The sequence below is a fragment of the Sodalis sp. C49 genome (assembly GCF_046352915.1).
GTDB lineage: Bacteria > Pseudomonadota > Gammaproteobacteria > Enterobacterales > Enterobacteriaceae > Acerihabitans.
In genome coordinates this window covers 1,734,434-1,753,222 of sequence record NZ_CP163303.1, presented here as the reverse complement: position 1 = coordinate 1,753,222, position 18,789 = coordinate 1,734,434, and the positions used below count along the sequence as shown (strand labels likewise).

The 18,789-nt window shown below is 57.6% G+C and carries 14 protein-coding genes; 10 read left to right on the top strand and 4 right to left on the bottom strand.

The window, feature by feature from the left end:
• Window positions 1–5: 5 nt before the first annotated feature.
• From nagZ to ABUK12_RS07755, 4 genes are all read left to right on the top strand, one after another.
• The gene (gene nagZ, locus ABUK12_RS07770) at window positions 6–1,049 is read left to right on the top strand and encodes a beta-N-acetylhexosaminidase (protein WP_410015743.1); all 1,044 of its coding nucleotides are present in this window, start codon (window positions 6–8) and stop codon (window positions 1,047–1,049) included.
• Window positions 1,050–1,087: 38 nt separating this feature from the next.
• A complete protein-coding gene (gene ycfP / locus ABUK12_RS07765; protein WP_410015742.1) occupies window positions 1,088–1,630 on the top strand; it encodes an alpha/beta hydrolase YcfP in 543 nt (180 codons plus the stop codon).
• Window positions 1,631–1,855: 225 nt separating this feature from the next.
• Entirely contained in the window at window positions 1,856–3,163 is a 1,308-nt protein-coding gene (locus ABUK12_RS07760; protein WP_410015741.1) for an NAD(P)/FAD-dependent oxidoreductase, read from the top strand.
• A gap of 501 nt (window positions 3,164–3,664) precedes the next feature.
• Complete coding sequence (locus ABUK12_RS07755; protein WP_410015740.1) at window positions 3,665–4,204, top strand: glycine zipper 2TM domain-containing protein; 540 nt, start codon at window positions 3,665–3,667, stop codon at window positions 4,202–4,204.
• Between the two features lie 89 nt (window positions 4,205–4,293).
• Here ABUK12_RS07755 and mfd read toward each other — a convergent pair whose 3' ends face one another.
• Complete coding sequence (gene mfd, locus ABUK12_RS07750) at window positions 4,294–7,743, bottom strand: transcription-repair coupling factor (RefSeq protein WP_410015739.1); 3,450 nt, start codon at window positions 7,741–7,743, stop codon at window positions 4,294–4,296.
• Between the two features lie 210 nt (window positions 7,744–7,953).
• Here mfd and lolC point away from each other — a divergent pair, with 210 nt between their 5' ends.
• From lolC to pepT, 6 genes are all read left to right on the top strand, one after another.
• Entirely contained in the window at window positions 7,954–9,156 is a 1,203-nt protein-coding gene (gene lolC / locus ABUK12_RS07745) for a lipoprotein-releasing ABC transporter permease subunit LolC (RefSeq protein ID WP_410015738.1), read from the top strand.
• The gene (lolD, locus tag ABUK12_RS07740) at window positions 9,149–9,856 is read left to right on the top strand and encodes a lipoprotein-releasing ABC transporter ATP-binding protein LolD (RefSeq protein WP_410015737.1); all 708 of its coding nucleotides are present in this window, start codon (window positions 9,149–9,151) and stop codon (window positions 9,854–9,856) included. The genes lolC and lolD overlap by 8 nt, the downstream gene beginning before the upstream one ends.
• Window positions 9,853–11,100: a lipoprotein-releasing ABC transporter permease subunit LolE gene (lolE, locus tag ABUK12_RS07735; protein WP_410015736.1), complete on the top strand. Its 1,248-nt coding sequence runs from the start codon at window positions 9,853–9,855 to the stop codon at window positions 11,098–11,100. The genes lolD and lolE overlap by 4 nt, the downstream gene beginning before the upstream one ends.
• A gap of 44 nt (window positions 11,101–11,144) precedes the next feature.
• Window positions 11,145–11,975: a Sir2 family NAD+-dependent deacetylase gene (cobB, locus tag ABUK12_RS07730; RefSeq protein WP_410015735.1), complete on the top strand. Its 831-nt coding sequence runs from the start codon at window positions 11,145–11,147 to the stop codon at window positions 11,973–11,975.
• Between the two features lie 607 nt (window positions 11,976–12,582).
• The gene (locus ABUK12_RS07725) at window positions 12,583–13,008 is read left to right on the top strand and encodes a hypothetical protein (protein ID WP_410015734.1); all 426 of its coding nucleotides are present in this window, start codon (window positions 12,583–12,585) and stop codon (window positions 13,006–13,008) included.
• A gap of 947 nt (window positions 13,009–13,955) precedes the next feature.
• The gene (gene pepT, locus ABUK12_RS07720; protein WP_410015733.1) at window positions 13,956–15,203 is read left to right on the top strand and encodes a peptidase T; all 1,248 of its coding nucleotides are present in this window, start codon (window positions 13,956–13,958) and stop codon (window positions 15,201–15,203) included.
• 93 nt (window positions 15,204–15,296) lie between these two features.
• On the opposite strand, the gene ABUK12_RS07715 is transcribed toward pepT, so the two are convergent.
• The 3 genes from ABUK12_RS07715 to phoP form a co-directional block, all read right to left on the bottom strand.
• A complete protein-coding gene (locus ABUK12_RS07715; RefSeq protein WP_410015732.1) occupies window positions 15,297–16,418 on the bottom strand; it encodes a JmjC domain-containing protein in 1,122 nt (373 codons plus the stop codon).
• A gap of 147 nt (window positions 16,419–16,565) precedes the next feature.
• Window positions 16,566–18,032, bottom strand: a complete 1,467-nt coding sequence (gene phoQ / locus ABUK12_RS07710) for a two-component system sensor histidine kinase PhoQ (RefSeq protein WP_410015731.1) — start codon at window positions 18,030–18,032, stop codon at window positions 16,566–16,568.
• A 5-nt stretch (window positions 18,033–18,037) separates the two neighbouring features.
• Window positions 18,038–18,709, bottom strand: coding sequence for a two-component system response regulator PhoP (phoP, locus tag ABUK12_RS07705; RefSeq protein WP_162364562.1), 672 nt, complete (start codon window positions 18,707–18,709; stop codon window positions 18,038–18,040).
• Window positions 18,710–18,789 lie beyond the last annotated feature (80 nt).

The window sequence follows — 18,789 nt, the reverse complement described above, 5'->3', positions numbered from 1 at the left end:
TTGTCGTGGGTCCATTGATGTTAGATGTCGCCAGCTATGAGTTGGATAACGAAGAGCGTGAAATATTGCAGCACCCGATGGTGGGCGGCGTGATTATTTTTACCCGCAACTATCACGATCCCGATCAGCTGGCGGCGCTGGTAGCGCAAATCCGCCGCGCGTCGCGCCAGCGGCTGGTGGTGGCGGTGGACCAGGAAGGGGGCCGGGTACAGCGTTTTCGTGAAGGATTTACCCTCCTGCCCGCCGCCCAGGCGTATGCGGCGCTGCGCCCCATGGCGCAGGCGACGGCCCTGGCCCGCGACGCCGGCTGGCTGATGGCGGCGGAAATGACCGCCATGGATATCGATATCAGTTTTGCGCCGGTACTGGATATCGGGCATGGCAGCCTGGCTATCGGCGAACGCGCCTTTCACCATCAGGCGGAGCCGGCCATCGAGCTGGCGGAAAATTTTATCGCCGGCATGCATCAGGCCGGCATGAAGGCCACGGGCAAGCATTTCCCCGGCCACGGGGCGGTGACCGCCGACTCGCATAAGGAAACGCCCGTCGACGGCCGTCCCCTGGACGAGATTCGCGCCCATGATATGCACGTCTTTACCACGCTTGTCGCGCGCGGCGCGCTGGACGCCATTATGCCCGCCCATGTGGTTTATACCGAGGCGGACCCCCTGCCGGCCAGCGCTTCCGCTTTTTGGCTGAAGACGGTTCTGCGCCGCGAGCTGGGCTTTGCCGGTATTATTTTTTCCGATGATCTCTCCATGGAAGGCGCGGCGGTGATGGGGGGCTATGCCGAGCGGGCGCAGGCTTCGCTGGATGCCGGCTGCGATATGATTTTGGTGTGCAATAACCGCGCCGGGGCCATCAAGGTGCTGGATAATCTGTCACCGATCAAAGTCGACGTTCTCGAGACGTTATACCATCGGGGAGTGATTTCCCGTAAGGAACTGCTCGGCTCCACGCGCTGGCGGCAGGTGCATCAACAGCTTACGCTGCTGGGAGCGCAGTGGGCCGAGGAAAAACAGCGGCGGATAGAATTCCCGGACCACTGACGTTCAGCGTCCGGACTTATTGAGCGACGAGGATAGTGATGATTATCTATTTGCATGGTTTTGATTCCAACAGTCCCGGTAATCATGAAAAAGTGCTGCAGCTTCAGTTTATCGACCCCGATGTGCGGCTGATAAGCTACAGCACCCGTCATCCACGCCACGATATGCAGCATCTGTTAAAAGAAGTGGACAAGATGCAGCAACTGACCGATGACGAGCGTCCGCTGATTTGCGGCGTCGGACTGGGCGGGTTCTGGGCGGAGCGCATCGGGTTCCTGTGCGACATGCGCCAGGTGATCGTTAATCCGAATTTATTTCCGGATGAGAATATGCCGGGCAAAATCGATCGTCCGGAAGAGTACGTGGATATCGCCACCAAATGCGTGGAGAACTTCCGCGAGAAAAACCGCGACCGCTGCCTGGTGTTGCTTTCGCGCAATGATGAAGCCCTGGACAGTCGCCGCAGCGCGGCGCTGCTGGCGCCGTTTTACGAGATTATCTGGGATGAGGAGCAGAGCCATAAATTCAAAAATATCGCCCCCCATGTGCTGAGGATCCAGAGTTTCAAGGCGCTGGGTTAAGCGCCCCGGCCAACCGGCATCAGGGCGCCTGTGCGCGGGTGCCCGGTTGCGTTTTTATTCTCTGCCTTATTAGGCCAAAATTGATTTATATCAATTTTGGTATGACCAAATGACCCTTCATGGTAATCTTGCAGCAACAACAGTTTATTTGAAGGTAACCACGTGTTTTATAAGGGTATTTATTTTTACTCTTAGTTAACGATTGGTTTACATTTGGAGGTTATTTTGTCATTACCCCTGAAGCAGATTGTTATCGTTGGCGGCGGCGCCGGCGGCCTGGAACTCGCCACCCGTTTGGGATCCGCCTTGGGCCGCAGTAAAAAGGCGGACATCACCCTGGTGGATCGCAATCACAGCCATTTATGGAAACCTTTGCTGCACGAGGTGGCCACCGGTTCGTTGGATGAAGGCGTAGATGCCATCAGCTACCTGGCCCATGCCCGCAATCATCACTTTTTTTTCCAGATGGGCAGCCTGAGCAATATTAACCGCGACGATAAAACGCTGCAGCTGGATGAAATCCGCGATGCCCACGGCGATCTGCTGGTGCCGGTGCGCCAGCTGCCTTATGACATCCTGGTGATGGCGCTCGGCAGCGTATCCAACGACTTCGGCACCGCCGGGGTGAAGGAAAATTGTATTTTCCTCGACAATCCCGCGCAGGCCCAGCGGTTCCATAATGAAATGCTCAATCTGTTCCTGAAGTTTTCCACCCAGCCGCACGGCCCGGATGAGCGCGTGAATATCGCCATCGTCGGCGGCGGCGCCACCGGCGTGGAACTGTCGGCCGAACTGCATAACGCGGTTCAGGAATTGCACAGCTACGGGTTTAAAGGCCTCGATAACCAGGCGCTGAACGTGACGCTGGTCGAGGCGGGCGAGCGTATCCTGCCGGCGTTGCCCGCGCGTATTTCCGCCTCGGCTCACCATGAGCTGGGAAAAATGGGCGTCCGGGTCCTGACCAAGACGCTGGTGACCAGTGCCGGGCCCGGCGGGCTGACCACCAAGGACGGCGAGTTTATTCCGGCGGAACTGATGGTGTGGGCGGCCGGCATCAAAGCGCCGGATTTCCTGAAGGATATCGCCGGGTTGGAAACCAATCGCACCAATCAGCTGGTGGTGACGCCCACCCTGCAAACCACCCGCGATCCCGCGATTTTCGCCATCGGCGACTGCGCGTCCTGTCCGCAACCCGCCGGCGGGTTTGTGCCGCCGCGCGCCCAGGCCGCGCACCAAATGGCGAGCCGGGCGTACGCTAATATCCTGGCGCTGTTAAAAGACCGGGAACTGAAACCCTATGTCTATAAGGATCACGGCTCCCTGGTATCGCTATCCCGGTTCAGCACCGTGGGCAGCCTGATGGGCAACCTGATGCGAGGCTCCATGATGATAGAGGGCCGTATCGCCCGCGCGGTGTATATTTCTCTGTACCGCATGCATCAAGTGGCCCTGCACGGCCTGTTCAAAACCGGGCTTATCGTGCTGGTGGGGCGGATTAACCGTGTGATCCGGCCGCATTTAAAACTGCATTAATTGCAGGCAGGCATTCCCTCTGATACGGCTGCGCCGGATTCGGCGCCAGGGGGCCGGCCTGCCGCCGGGCGCTCCGCCGGGCGGGAAAACCCGTCCGGCTAATGCCTCTGCGCCCCCTTTCCCTGCAATATGCCAAGCTGACGCGGCAATCACGGTCCGCGGCGCTAACATATTGTATTAGCAATGCTTACCCTTAGCATAAAACGCCGATAATGGCGCTTAAACCCCTAGGAATTATCCCAAACTGGCTTTGGCGCATGCATAAATGCCCTATTTTGGCTATTAGTCTTATTGCCGCTGCCGCCTGCTTTGTGCAGACTTCGGTTTATCCGGTGGGCGAATCACGCACGCCGTGCCGGAGGAGTCCATGAGTTCCGTTTTGCGCTAGCGTCCGGAGAGGGCCGGCAGTCATTAACCCAGGCGTAGTTAGCGTAATCGACTGCCTCTGGGATCCGGTTGCTGCCAGTGAATGCGTGGGTTATTACTTCAGGAGGATTTCCCATGAATAAATCAATGTTGGCCGGTGTCGGTATCGGGATTGCCGCGGCGTCAGGGATTGCGGCGGTTGCCGGACTGGATGTGTTCTCCTCTGGTCCGCGATATGCGCAGGTAGTCACGGCAACGCCAATCAATGAAACCATTAAAACCCCCCGCCAGGAATGCCGGAATGTCGCCGTTACCCATCGCCGTCCGGTGCAGGACGAAAATAAAATCGCCGGTTCTTTGCTCGGCGCGGTGGCGGGCGGCGTCTTAGGGCATCAGTTCGGCGGCGGGCGCGGCAAGGACGTGGCGACGGTGGCGGGGGCGCTGGCGGGCGGATACACCGGCAACCAGGTACAGGGCAATCTGCAAAATCGCGACACCTATACCACCACCCAGCAGCGCTGCCAGACGGTTTATGATAAATCGCAGAAGCTATTGGGTTACGATGTTACCTACAAGATCGGCGATGAACAGGGGAAAATCCGCATGGATCATGATCCAGGCACGCAGATTCCCCTGGATGGCAAAGGCCGTCTGGATTTGAACAAACAGGTCTAGTACCGCAATCGCCACAGCGCCGGTAGCCGTCATCCGCATCGAGCCGCTGCGTGACTGCCCGGGACTAGCCGGTCCGGGCAGTCACGGACTCAGGCGGGAACCTGATGTTGAGCCAGTCCCGCCAGCAATTGATCCACATACTGCAGTCGTTCCAGCCGTTCCGGCAGTGGCTTGATGAATTTCAGCCGCGTCGGGCCGTCGAGACGGAAGGTCTTGGGATCGCGCTGCAGCAGGCCGATAAGATAGACCGGATCCACGGTGTTTTTCTCGCTAAATTCAATAAACCCGCCTTTTTCATTGCCTTCGATGCGTTTGATACCCAGTTTGCGCGCCCGTTGCCGCAGGCCGGCGATATCCAGCAGATGACGCGCCGGATCGGGCAACAGCCCAAAGCGGTCGATCAATTCCACCTTCAGCTCTTCAATTTCCCGGGTATCGGGCGCGCTGGCGATGCGTTTATAGAAAGATAAACGGGTATTGACGTCGGGAATATAGTCTTCCGGCAACAGGGCGGGCATGCGCAGCTCCACATCCGTGAGCTGGCTGGTTAAATCCTCCAGCGAGGGTTCGCGCCCGGCCTTGAGCGCCTCCACCGCGCTCTCCAGCAGTTCCATATATAATGAAAACCCAATGGTTTGCAACTGGCCGCTCTGGTCTTCTCCCAGCAGTTCGCCGGCGCCGCGAATTTCCAGATCGTGGGTGGCCAGGGCGAAACCCGCGCCCAGATCCTCCAGCGACGCAATGGCCTCCAGGCGTTTTAACGCATCCTGGCTCAGGGCCTTGGGCGGCGGGGTCAGCAGGTAGGCGTAGGCCTGGTGATGGGAGCGCCCCACACGGCCGCGCAGCTGGTGCAATTGCGCCAGCCCGAAATGGTCGGCGCGCTCGATGATAATGGTATTGGCATTGGCGATATCAATACCGGTCTCAATAATGGTGGTGCAGACCAGGACATTGAAACGCTGGTGATGGAAATCGTTCATCACCCGCTCCAGATCCCGTTCCCGCATCTGGCCGTGGCCGATGGCGATACGTGCTTCCGGCACCAGTTCCTGCAGGCGATGGGTGGCTTTTTCAATATTTTCCACATCGTTGTACAGATAATAAACCTGCCCGCCGCGCAGCACTTCGCGCAGGATAGCCTCGCGCACCACCAGGCTGTCGTATTCGCGCACAAAGGTTTTTACCGCCAGCCGGCGGGCGGGCGGCGTGGCGATGATGGACAGATCGCGCATACCGCTCATGGCCATATTCAGGGTACGCGGGATGGGCGTGGCGGTCAGGGTCAGGATATCCACATCGGCGCGCATCGCCTTGATGCGTTCTTTATGGCGCACCCCGAAGCGATGTTCCTCGTCGACAATCAGCAGGCCCAGATCGCGCCATTTAATCTCGTTTTGCAGCAGCTTGTGGGTCCCTATCAGGATATCCACCTTGCCGTCGGCGGTCTGCTCCAGGACCTGGGCCTGATCCCTGGCGCTGCGAAACCGGGAAATCATCTCAATGCGCACCGGCCAGTTGGCGAAACGATCGCGGAAATTATCGAAATGCTGCTGGGCGAGCAGGGTGGTCGGCACCAGCACGGCCACCTGCTTATGATTCTCAATGGCCAGGAACGCGGCGCGCATCGCCACTTCGGTTTTGCCGAACCCCACATCGCCGCACACCAGGCGGTCCATGGCCAGAGGCTGGCACATATCGCTTAACACCGCGTTAATCGCCTGTGCCTGGTCGGGCGTGGGCTCAAAGGGGAAACCCTCGCAAAACAGCTGGTAATTCTCGCGGTTTTGCCGGAAAGCAAAGCCCACCTTCGCCGCCCGTTGCGCATAGATATCCAGCAGTTCGGCCGCCACGTCGCGCACCCGTTCCGCCGCTTTCTGCCGCGCGCGCGACCAGACGTCGCCGCCGAGCTTATGCAGGGGCGCGTTCTCCTGGGCGCCGCCGGAATAGCGGCTGATCAGATGCAGCGAGGAAACCGGCACATACAGCTTATCGTGGCCGGCATAGGTCAGGATCAGGTACTCGGCCTTGATGCCGCCGGCTTCCAGGGTGGTCATGCCGCCGTAGCGGCCGACGCCGTGCTCCAGATGCACCACCGGCTGGCCCGGATGCAGTTCCGCCAGGTTGCGGATCAGGGTATCGGCATTAATGGCGCGGCGGTTATCCTGACGCCGCCTGCTTACCCTTTCCCCCAGCAGGTCCCCTTCGCATATCAGGGCGCGCCCGCGGAACTGATCGATGAAACCGCGTTCGCTGGCGCCGATAATCAGGTAGTTGCCGGGGCCTTGGGCATCATCGAGCCGGGCGATTAATTTGGGGTTGATCTTGATGCGCGCCAGCAGTTCCTGCAGCGTTTCGCGCCGTCCCTCGCTTTCCACCGAAAAAATCACGCAGCCGTCGAACTGCTCGCAGAACCGGCGTAATTTATCCATCGGCGCTTTGTTTTGCGCCTCCACCGCCAGGTCCGGCAGCGGCTGATATTCCATATTGATATTGGCGGCTTTCGCGTCCAGCCGCTCGCCGATCAACTGTACCCGCGGCCAGTTTTTCAGCTCGCTGAACAGCCCGTCGACCCGTAGCCACAGCGTTTCGGGCGCCACCAACGGCCGCATCGGGTCCACCCGGCGGTTTTCATAACGCGCCACGGCATCCGCCCAGAACCGCCCGGCCCCGGCTTCCAGATCGCCGGTATTGACCAGCAGGGTATTGGCGGGCAGGTAGCTGAACAATGCCGGCAGCGGTTCGCTGAAAAACAGGGGTTGCCAATATTCGATGCCCGGAGGCAAGGTGCCCTTGCTCACCTGCTGGTAGATATGCTCGGCGTCGCGCCGGACCTCGAACTGTTCGCGCCATTGGCTGCGGAACAGCTCAATGGCCGTTTTGTCGGTGGGAAACTCATGGGCCGGCAACAGGTTTATCTGATCCACTTCGTGCAGGGTGCGCTGGCTGTCGACATCAAAAATGCGCAGGCTGTCGATTTCATCATCGAAAAAATCGATCCGGTACGGTTCTTCGCTGCCCATGGGATAAAGATCGAGCAGGGCGCCGCGCGTGGCGTACTCTCCGTGCTCCATGACCTGATCCACGCTGCGGTAGCCGGCCTGCTCCAGCTGCGCGCGCAGCTTGTCCCTGGAGAGGCGCTGGCCTTTTTTCATCACCAGCGCGTGGCCGTGCAGGAATGAATGGGGGCATATCCGTTGCATAAGGGTATTGATCGGCAGGATAATGACCCCGCGATCCATGGCCGGCAGTTGATATAATGTCGACAATCGATCGGATATGATTTCCTGGTGCGGGGAAAAATTGTCGTAAGGCAGGGTTTCCCAGTCGGGCAGGGTGATCACCGGATGGCGCGTAAACTGCCGGATTTCGTCGTGCAGGCGCAGGGCGTTTTGCATATCCGGCGCCACCAGCATCACGGGACCGGGGTAGCGATCGACAATAGCGGCGCATTCGACGGCGCAGGCGGCGCCGGTGAGTTGACCCAATAAACGTTGTTCACCGGGTTTAGTGGGTAAGGTATAACGATATTGTTCGGACATAAACAGTGGTCAGATCTCTTCTCTTGCGCCGGGGCCAATACGATATGGACTATGGCGAAACGTGCGTGCATTGAGCATGATGGCTTATGTTAGGCAGCCTAACAAGAATAAAAGCCGGCGGTAGCGGCGGTTAGTAGTTCCATAATAGGGTACGACCCTTTATTATCCTTGATCACTTTGCTTTGGCAACCGGCATCCAAACGGAATTCAATGTATCAACCTGTCGCATTATATATTGGCCTGCGCTACATGCGCGGGCGGGCATCAGACCGCTTCGGGCGCTTTGTCTCCTGGCTATCCACCATCGGCATTACACTTGGCGTCATGGCGCTGGTCACCGTATTATCGGTGATGAACGGCTTCGAGCGCGAGCTGGAAGGTAACATTCTCGGCGTCATGCCCCAGGCATTGATTACCACCCCCGGCGGCTCGCTTGATCCTAAACGCATTCCGCCCTCGGCGCTAGGTGCGCTTAAGGGCGTCAGCCGTATCGTGCCGCTGACCACCGGCGACGTGGTGCTGCAAAGCGCGCGCAGCGTAGCCGTCGGGGTCATGCTGGGCGTCAATCCGCAGGATCCCGAACCGCTGGCCCGCTACCTGGTCAACATCCATATGGATGCGCTCCAGCCCGGGAGTTACCAGGTTATCCTCGGCGAACAGCTGGCGGGACAACTCGGCGTGAAACGCGGCGATCAGCTGCGGTTAATGGTGCCAGGCTCAAGCCAGTTTACGCCGATGGGCCGCATTCCCAGCCAACGCCTGTTTACCGTGGCCGGCACCTTTGCCGCCAACAGCGAGGTGGACCAATACCAGCTGTTGACCAACCAGCAGGACGCCTCGCGCCTGATGCGCTACCCGGCCGGCAATATCACCGGCTGGCGCCTGTGGCTGCAAAAGCCCCTGGACGTCGAGGCGGTCAGCCGCCAGCGGCTTCCCGAAGGCACCCAATGGAAGGACTGGCGCGAGCGCAAAGGCGAGCTGTTCCAGGCGGTGCGCATGGAAAAGAACATGATGGGCCTGCTGCTGAGCCTGATAGTGGCGGTGGCGGCGTTCAACATTATCACCTCGCTCGGCCTGCTGGTGATGGAAAAACAGGGTGAGGTGGCCATTCTGCAGACCCTCGGCCTGACCCGGCGCCAGGTGATGCTGGTGTTTATGGTGCAGGGCGCCGGCGCCGGCATTATCGGCGCCCTTCTGGGCACCGGCCTGGGCGTGCTGCTGGCCAGCCAACTGAATAATTTAATGCCGGTGATCGGCGCTTTCCTCGATGGCGCGGAGCTGCCGGTCGATATCGACTCACTGCAGGTTGCCACCATCGCCGTGCTGGCGATGGTCGTGGCGCTACTGTCCACGCTTTATCCTTCCTGGCGCGCGGCCGCCGTTCATCCCGCTGAGGCTTTACGTTATGAATAATGCTCCTTTGTTGCAGTGTAACAATTTGAGTAAGCGTTACCAGGAAGGCAAGTTGTTTACCGATGTACTGCGCGACGTGTCCTTTTCGATGCTGCCGGGCGAGATGATGGCCATCGTCGGCAGTTCGGGCTCGGGTAAAAGTACCCTGCTGCATTTGCTCGGCGGCCTGGACGAGCCGACCTCCGGCGAGGTGATTTTTGAAGGCCAGCAGCTGACGGCCTTATCCTCCCAGGCGCGCGCGGAGATCCGTAACCGCCGGCTGGGGTTTATCTATCAGTTCCATCATTTGCTGCCGGATTTCACCGCGCTGGAAAATGTCGCCATGCCGCTGCTTATCGGCGGCACCACGCCGCAGCAGGCAAAGGCTACCGCGCGGGAAATGCTGGCGTCGGTCGGGCTGGATAAACGCGGCCATCACCGTCCTGCCGAGTTATCCGGCGGCGAGCGGCAGCGGGTGGCGATAGCGCGCGCCCTGGTCAACCATCCGGCGCTGGTGCTGGCCGACGAGCCTACCGGCAACCTGGATCAGCGCACCGCCGACAGTATTTTTGAACTGCTGGGCGAACTGAATATGCGCCAGGGCACCGCGTTTTTAGTCGTCACCCACGATCTTCACCTGGCGCGGCGCCTGAACCGTCAGTTGGAAATGCGCGACGGCCAGCTGCGGCGGGACGGCGACCTGCTGGGGGCGCAGGAATGAGGGGATTTCCGCTTTCGTTGCAAATTGCGCTGCGTTTTAGCCGCGGCCGGCGTCGCGGCGGCATGGTGTCGCTGATTTCGATTATCTCCACCGTCGGCATCGCGCTCGGCGTGGCGGTACTGATTATCGGCCTGAGCGCCATGAACGGCTTTGAGCGCGAATTGAATAACCGTATTTTAGCGGTAGTGCCGCATGGCGAAATCGAGCCGGTTAACCCGCCTTTTACCGACTGGCCGGCGATATTAACCCGGATTGAAAAAGTGCCGGGCATCGCCGCGGCGGCGCCCTACATCACTTTCACCGGCCTGGTGGAGCGGGGTGTTAAGCTCAAGGCCATCCAGATCAAAGGCGTCGACCCGCGGCAAGAGTCCAACCTGAGCGCGCTGCCGCGCTATGTCCAGGATAATGCCTGGCAGGCGTTCAGCGCCGGTAAGCAGCAGATCATTATCGGCCAGGGGGTGGCGCAAGCCCTGGATGTCAAGCAGGGCGACTGGCTGACCGTGATGATCCCCAACAGCGATCCGCAGATGAAATTGCTGGAGCCAAAGCGTATCCGCCTGCAGGTGAGCGGTATCCTGGCGCTCAGCGGCCAGCTGGATCACAGCTTTGCCATGGTGCCGCTGGCGGATGCCCAGCAGTACCTGGATAAAGGCCAGGACGTCAGCGGCATCGCCATTAAGGTGAATAATCCCTTCATCGCCAATAAGCTGGTGCGGGACGCGGGCGAGGTGACGAAAACGTATGTGTATATCCGCAGCTGGATGGGCACCTACGGTTATATGTACCGGGATATCCAGATGATCCGCGCCATCATGTACCTGGCCATGGTGCTGGTGATTGGCGTGGCGTGCTTTAACATTGTTTCCACGCTGGTGATGGCGGTTAAGGATAAAAGCACCGATATTGCGATATTGCGTACCCTGGGCGCCAAAGACCGCTTAACCCGTGCTATTTTTATTTGGTATGGCCTGCTTGCCGGCCTTACGGGCAGCCTGAGCGGCGTGGTGGCCGGCGTGCTGGTGGCGCTTAACCTCACGGATGTGATTAAAGGGATCGAACGTTTGCTGGGGCATAATTTATTATCCGGTGATATTTATTATATCGATTTCCTGCCAACCGAACTGCATTGGCTTGACGTGGCGATCGTGCTGGGCACGGCGCTGCTGCTTAGCCTGCTGGCCAGTTGGTATCCGGCGCGGCGGGCCAGCCGTATCGACCCGGCAAGAGTGCTCAGCGGTTTATAAACGCCTTGCGGCCTATCCGTGCCATGCATTAAGGAATCAGCAGCATGCGTATTCATCGCCGGTTAATCCGGTTTCGTAAAAGTAAACGGCTCAGGCAGCAGCGATTGCGCTCACGTATTTTTCACCGTGACACCATGGCGGTAACCAAGATGAAAAAACCTTTTGTAGTGGTGCTTACCGGCGCCGGGATCTCGGCTGAATCGGGTATTCGTACTTTTCGCGCCGCCGATGGCCTGTGGGAAGAGCATCGGGTCGAGGATGTCGCCACTCCTGAGGGCTTCCAGCGTAACCCGCAGCTGGTGCAGGCGTTTTATAACGCCCGCCGCCGCCAGCTGCAGCAGCCGGAAATCAAGCCCAACGCCGCCCACGTGGCGCTGGCGGAGCTGGAGCAGATGCTGGGCGATAATTTTCTTTTGGTCACGCAGAATATCGATAACCTGCACGAACGGGCCGGCAGCCGGCGCGTGATCCATATGCATGGCGAATTGCTCAAGGTGCGCTGCGTCAGCAGCGGCCAGATTATCGAGTGGACCGACGATATTACGGAAACCGACCGTTGTCATTGCTGCCAGTTCCCGGCGGTGCTGCGTCCGCACGTGGTCTGGTTTGGCGAAATGCCGCTGGGCATGGATGCCATATACGACGCCCTTGGCAAAGCGGATTATTTCCTGGCGATCGGCACCTCCGGCCATGTTTATCCGGCCGCGGGGTTTGTCCATGAGGCGCGAATAAGCGGGGCCAGGACGGTGGAGCTCAACCTCGAGCCCAGCCAGGTGGAGAGCCAGTTCGAGGAGCGGATTTACGGTCCGGCGAGCGAATGTGTGCCGGCATATGTGGCGCGGTTTATTGAGGGCTTTGTGGAGCAGCGGGGATAAATCGGGACGCTGTAGCGCGTTGAGGAGAATTGCCGCTGCCAGGGATTGGGACGCGCGGCGAGGGTAAGGTTTGCTTTGGGCTTGGTCGGGATCTGGTCGTTCGGCGAGGGTTTCGCTTGCCATGACTGCGCCAAGGGCAAAACCTGTCCCGCGTCACAATGCTTATTGAAGCGCCCGGTCTGAGGTTTTATTCGTGTCGGTCTTCTCGATGGCGCCAGGATTAAACGCCATTTCATTACAAAAAAGCGATATATTACGACGGCAATATTACTGTCGCCTACGGCGAAAAATTATAAAAAGCCTATTAATTAAAATATAATGCTTAATTAAAATGGTCCCAGAAGACTTTCCCTACATCAATAACTGCGAGCCGCACCATTGCCTGTCCTGCGCATTATCTCATCCAGCCTGCGCAATCAATTATTGACATTCCTCACATTTTCTTTACAAACCCAGAATGTTTTATTGCTTAGATATCAATAGGTAAAGCATTATTTTTTAAATTGTGAAGATAAATTGTTGGATATTAATTAATTTCATGTTACAAAAATTTATGATTCGTTTGGCTCGTTTGTTTTTTTTACTATAGGAATATCTGGAGATAAAAATGAAAAAGGCTGCTTTTGGCTTGATGGTGGTACTCGCGCTTACAGCTTGCTCGGGTGGAATGATGGGAGGGGAAGATAAGTTCAGCACATCTTACGTTGAGTCTCATATTATCAAGGGTAAAACCACGCAACAGCAAGTTCAAAGTTTGTATGGCGTACCGGATTCAAATGAGAAATCATCCAATGGCGTCACCTGGGTTTATCATAAAAACGGCGCGCTAAGCGATGCATCCAGTTTAACCGGTTTTATTCCTGGTACCGGCGCGATTTCCAGTGCCCTAGGATTGGCTGGTACAGCCAGCTCAGCCTCTTCTCAAGCTAACAAGGTATCTGGGAAAATGAGCGGCAATACTGAAATCCACGGCAATCGTTTCTATGTCACCTTTGATAATAATAATATTGTGGACTACTGGAGTCTAAATTAACTGTTATATCAGTGGGGAAATACGTGCAGGCGGTGCGAAAGTCTGGTCCTGCAAGACAGTATTTCCACAGACTTGCCTAAGGTCATCAATCTGATTTTATTTTTGATGTTGATGTTAATGTTGACCTTGACCTTGACCTTGACCTTGACCTTGACCTTGACCTTGACCTTGACCTTGACCCGGCATCAAGCGCGCTGACGGCAGGGCGGACGACCGGACGAGCCGCAGGGAGGCGGCGAGAGCACGGTTCGCGCCGGGAGCGCGTACCGTGCGGTCCCAGGGGCGGCAGCCGGGACGGAAGGCACCGCGCAGCGGCGCGCGATCTGCCGGAAGCCCGGGATTCGAAAGGGCCGGGGCGACTGCCGGCCCTTCGTCGATTGCCCGCACGGGCCGACATACTCCGCCCCGCTGACGGCAAGCGAAACCTCCCCCAGCCAACACACGCCGCCCCGCTGACGGCAAGCGCAACCTCCCCCAGCCAACATACGCCGCCCCGCTGACGGCAAGCGCAACATCCCCCAGCCAACACACGCCACCCCGCTGACGGCAAGCGCAACATCCCCCAGCCAACATACGCCGCCCCGCTGACGGCAAGCGCAACATCCCCCAGCCAACATACGCCACCCCGCTGACGGCAAGCAAAACCTCCCCCAGCCAACACACGTCCCCCCAATGACGGCAAGCGCAACCGCCGATCCCAGCCTACACACTATATGCCCCCCGCAGGCTGCCAATGGCATTCTCCGGCAACACCCCTTTCCCGCCGCGATATAAAATCATGCTTCAGGTCAAACCCCGCCGGTTTAGGTTCTGCCGGCAAACGGAATACGCTATGCTTAGGCAATTATGCTTTTTTGCAGGTCAAAACCATGAAAACTGACCTGACACAATATTTGCAAAATCATCGCTACCCATAATAGGTGCCAGTGATGCGACAGGCGGAAAAAATGGACAAATTACTCGATCGTTTTCTACATTACGTTTCCATCGATACCCAATCAAAACCGGGGGTTAAACAAGTCCCCAGCACCGAAGGGCAATGGAAACTGGCTCATGTGCTGCAGGAAGAGCTGTCCGCCCTGGGATTTGAACAGGTGACATTAAGCGATCATGGCTGCCTGATGGCGACGTTGCCTGCCAATGTCGCCTGGCCGGTGCCGGTTATCGGCTTTATTTCCCATATGGACACCGCCCCGGATTTTACCGGCAAACATGTCAATCCGCAGATCGTCGAGAATTATCGCGGCGGTGATATCGCCTTGGGCAACGGTGATGAAATACTCTCGCCGGTAATGTTTCCTGTTTTGCATCAGCTGATGGGCCATACCCTGATCACTACCGACGGCAAAACGTTGCTTGGGGCCGACGATAAGGCCGGCATAGCGGAAATCATTACCGCTATGGTGCGCATCAAGGAGAAACAGCTGCCCCATGGCGATATCCGTATCGGCTTTACCCCCGATGAGGAAGTCGGCAAAGGCGCGCAGTTTTTTGATGTCGAGCGTTTTGGCGCCCAGTGGGCCTACACCATGGACGGCGGCGGCATCGGTGAGCTGGAATATGAAAACTTCAACGCCGCGTCGGTGCTGGTAAAAATTGTCGGTAACAACGTGCATCCCGGCACCGCCAAAGGGGTAATGGTGAATGCCTTGACGCTGGCCACGCGCTTTCACCAGCGCATGCCCGCCGACGAAACGCCCGAGGCTACTGAAGGCTACGCAGGTTTTTATCACCTGAACAGTATGAAAGGCAGCGTCGATCGGGCGGAAATGCATTATATCGTGCGTGATTTCGACCGTCAGCGTTTTGAAGACCGCAAGCAGTTTATGATCACCACCGCCGAAGAACTGGGGAAGGGGCTACACCCGGATTGCTATATCGAACTGACTATTGAAGACAGTTATTACAATATGCATGAGCAGGTGGCGCAGCATCCGCATATCATCGAGCTGGCGCAGCAGGCCCTGCGCGATTGCGGTCTGGAACCGATAATGAAACCGATCCGCGGCGGCACCGACGGCGCTCAGCTGTCGTTTCGCGGGCTGCCGTGTCCGAATTTATTTACCGGCGGGTATAACTACCATGGCAAACATGAATTTGCCTCGCAGGACGGCATGGAAAAAGCGGTGCGGGTGATTATGCGCATCGCCGAGCTGACCGCGTTGCGCGCGAAAGGCCTGCCGCATAAGGCATAACGAAAAAGCCCGGTGGAAACCGGGCCTGGTGTATGTCGGCTTGCAGCGGGTTTGACAGCAGCAACCTCCGCTACGGCGCTTCAATCCCTCGTTTTAGTTCTTGAAATACCAATAGCCGCTATTGATCAGCGCCGTCAGCAATGCCAGGAACGAAGGATCGTCCAGCGCCGCGCCAAACTGCGCGCCGCTAATGACATAAGCGCCGGCCAATACGGCCAGCGCCTGTTTATGCTGGGTGACAATCTGTTCGCCGTTGACATAACACTCTTCGCCAACTTTTAATACGCGCAGGCCGCCGAGACGGTGCAATTGGTCGCCCTGTTGCAGCAGATCGTATATTTCGCCGGCCTGGTAAGGCGGTTCCGGCGGGGCGATATCCAGCTCATGGCGCGACTGGGAAATAAACTCGCCAAACCAATGATTAAATCTGTCCGGCTGCTGAACCAGATCCATCATCATGGCGCGCAGCGCATCGATCTCCTCCGGCAGAACGGCGGACGGGTCGGCGCGCGGTGTCAGGGTGGGATCGCTATAGCGTTGGCTGCCCAGTTCCTGCGCCAGGACATAATCGGCAAAACCGCTGACCAGCTCACGGCCGCTGGGGGCGCGAAAGCCTACCGAATAGTTAAGCGCATTTTCCAGCGAATACCCTTCGTGCGGATAACCGGGCGGAATATACAGCATGTCTCCCGGCTCCATTTCTTCATCAATAATGGCGTCGAAAGGTTCTACCTGCAGCAGATCCGGATGTGGGCTGTGCTGTTTCAGCGCCTTTTTATCGCCAACCCGCCAGTGACGACGGCCCTGTCCCTGGATAATAAACACGTCGTACTGATCAAAATGAGGGCCGACGCCGCCACCGGGCACGGCGAAAGAGATCATCAGATCATCGATCCGCCAATCGGGCAATTGGCGGAAAGGGCGCATCAGCGCGGCGGAAGGTTCATGCCAATGGTCGACGGCCTGGACCAGCAGGGACCAGTTGGTCTCGCTCAGTTTATCAAAACTCTCAAAAGGCCCATGGCTGACCTGCCAGCGCCCGTCCTCATGGCTGACCAGGCGGCTGTCGACCTCGGTTTCCATTGCCAGGCCCGCCAGTTCATCCGGCGTTAAGGGATCGATAAAATTCTTGAAAGCGCGTTTAATGATGACCGGCCGCTTTTGCCAGTAGCGCTGTAAAAAGTCATTCCAGTCAAGATCGAGTTGATAATCCATAGCCTATTCCACCGTGAGGGACCCTGTCTGGATTATAACGGAAGCCGGTAGGCTACGGGGGTTAAATTATCCGACATGCCGCAAAATACCGCTATAAAATAGGCCAAGGACGCGCTTCTTTATCAAAATATAGGCCGCTTGCGTAGATCAGTCGTCGTCCTGGTAACCCTGCTGGCGCTTGAAGATCACTTCCACCAGGGCGCCCCCCAGCGCGCTTTCGCCGACGATGATATCGCCCTCATATTGCTCCAGGATTTCCGCCGCAACCGAGAGACCCAGGCCCTGTCCCGGGCGCAGGGTATCGGCGCGCTGACCGCGCTTGAAGATCAGGGTGCGTTTAGAGGCGGGAATGCCAGGTCCGTCGTCTTCGATAAGCAGGTGCAGCTCTTTTTCGTTAGCGCGCGCGCTGATCTCGACAAATTCCAAACAATATTTACAGGCATTGTCGAGGATATTGCCCATCACCTCCATGAAGTCGTTCTTTTCGCCGATAAAGGTCAGTTCAGGGGAGATGTCCAGTGAAATGGAGACCCCCTTGCGCTGATACACTTTGTTGAGCGCCGAGCACAGGCTGTCCAACAGCGCCGGTACGGAATGCAGTTCGCGGCTGAGCACGTTATGATCGGAATGCACGCTGGCACGGTGCAGGTAATAGCCGATTTGCTGCGAGATACGACTGATTTGCTCCAGCATGATCGGTTCCACCAGCTCGATATTGGTTTCCCTCCCGGTGCGCAGGGAGCGCAGCGTCGTCTGCAGCACCGCCAGCGGCGTTTTCAGACTATGGGTGAGATCCGACAGGGTGGAGCGGTATTTTTGGTAACGCTGGCGCTCATTGTTCAGCAGAATATTCAGGTTGCGCACCAGAATGCCCAGTTCGCGCGGCGGATTTTCATCCAGCCGGTCCCGTTCGCCGCCCTCCAGTTCGCGGACCTGCTGCACCAGGTCCTTGATCGGGCGCAGGCTCCAATGCGCTGCCAGCCACAGCAGCGGCACCACCAGCAGCAGGTTGGCCAGCAACACATAGCTGAACCACTCCCAGACCAGGTCGGTGCGCTGCAGTTCATGGGGAATGGTATCCACCACCACGATGGTCAGCGGGGGTAGCCGCCCGGTCGCCGGGTAACGATTCACCGCCACCGAGTGCGTCAGCGCGTTGCTGTCGCTGCTGTCGAAATCTTTCAGTTTGTCCTGCGCGGTGGGATTGTCGCCCAGCACCGCGCTGCTGGTGCGGGTATCGGTATCCAGCTCGAAATAGCCGGTTTTCGCCAGCCACTCGGGTTTCAGCCGTGTTTCCAGGGCCGGCACATAGCGCTGGCGCCAAAGGATTTGGCCTTTATCGTCATAGATGAGCACCAGGGCGGCAAAGTTAATGTCGATGTTGGGGGGAACGGCGATAGTCAGCTGGTTGTCTTTCCACTGCGCCAGGCTGAAGAACAGATTGCTTTCACCGCGCAGAAGGCGAAACGAGGTTTTGTCAAAGCTGACGCTGTAGCCGATGACCGCCACCATGCCGTAGCATAAGGAAAGCGCCAGAACCACGCAGGCGGTAGCCAGCAGGAATCTGACGCGAAGCGAGAAGGGCTTCTTATGTTGATAAGGGAAGTGGGCCATAGATCTTAATTAACATCAAAACGATAACCCTGCCCACGAACCGTTGTGATCACTTCATACGGATAATCGGCCTGCATTTTTTTTCGCAATCGCCCCATCAGGACATCGATAGTGTGACTTTCGCGCAATTCCGCGTCGGGATAAAGCTGCAGCATCAGGGAGTCCTTGCTGACTACTTTGCCGGCGTTGCGGATAAGCGTCTCGATGATGGTGTATTCAAACGCGGTCAATTTGATATGTTCGTTATTGATCATCAGTTCGCGGCGCGACAGATCAATCTGGAACGGCGGCAGGGTAATGACCTGCGAAGCCAGTCCGCTGTTGCGGCGCATCAAGGCCTGCATGCGCGCCACCACTTCTTCCAGATGGAAAGGCTTGGTCACATAATCGTCCGCGCCCGCTTCCAGCACGGTGACTTTATCTTGCCAGCCCTCGCGCGCGGTGAGTACCAGAATGGGGATTTTTACCTGATGGGTGCGCCAGCGGCGTATCAGGCTCAAGCCGTCTTCATCGGGCAGGCCGAGGTCGACAATGGCGATATCAGGTGGGTGTTCATGCAAAAAATAATCCGCCTCTCTGGCATCGGCGGCGGCATCGACCTGATGACCCATTTCACGCATTTGTACTGTCAGGTGATGTCGAAGAAGAGAATTATCTTCTATAACCAGAACTCGCATCGCAACTCCTAAGTTAAAGCACCAGTAACGAGCCTGAATCACCCGTCTCTGCCAATCTGTAAAAACAATCCCCTGGGCTG

Excerpts from the sequence above, each read along its gene's own strand:
- ycfP (WP_410015742.1), top strand. The coding sequence starts at position 1,088 with ATGATTATCTATTTGCATGGTTTTGATTCCAACAGTCCCGGTAATCAT.
- ABUK12_RS07755 (WP_410015740.1), top strand. The coding sequence starts at position 3,665 with ATGAATAAATCAATGTTGGCCGGTGTCGGTATCGGGATTGCCGCGGCG.
- mfd (WP_410015739.1), bottom strand. The coding sequence starts at position 7,743 with ATGTCCGAACAATATCGTTATACCTTACCCACTAAACCCGGTGAACAA.
- lolC (WP_410015738.1), top strand. The coding sequence starts at position 7,954 with ATGTATCAACCTGTCGCATTATATATTGGCCTGCGCTACATGCGCGGG.
- lolD (WP_410015737.1), top strand. The coding sequence starts at position 9,149 with ATGAATAATGCTCCTTTGTTGCAGTGTAACAATTTGAGTAAGCGTTAC.
- lolE (WP_410015736.1), top strand. The coding sequence starts at position 9,853 with ATGAGGGGATTTCCGCTTTCGTTGCAAATTGCGCTGCGTTTTAGCCGC.
- cobB (WP_410015735.1), top strand. The coding sequence starts at position 11,145 with ATGCGTATTCATCGCCGGTTAATCCGGTTTCGTAAAAGTAAACGGCTC.
- ABUK12_RS07725 (WP_410015734.1), top strand. The coding sequence starts at position 12,583 with ATGAAAAAGGCTGCTTTTGGCTTGATGGTGGTACTCGCGCTTACAGCT.
- pepT (WP_410015733.1), top strand. The coding sequence starts at position 13,956 with ATGGACAAATTACTCGATCGTTTTCTACATTACGTTTCCATCGATACC.
- ABUK12_RS07715 (WP_410015732.1), bottom strand. The coding sequence starts at position 16,418 with ATGGATTATCAACTCGATCTTGACTGGAATGACTTTTTACAGCGCTAC.
- phoQ (WP_410015731.1), bottom strand. The coding sequence starts at position 18,032 with ATGGCCCACTTCCCTTATCAACATAAGAAGCCCTTCTCGCTTCGCGTC.
- phoP (WP_162364562.1), bottom strand. The coding sequence starts at position 18,709 with ATGCGAGTTCTGGTTATAGAAGATAATTCTCTTCTTCGACATCACCTG.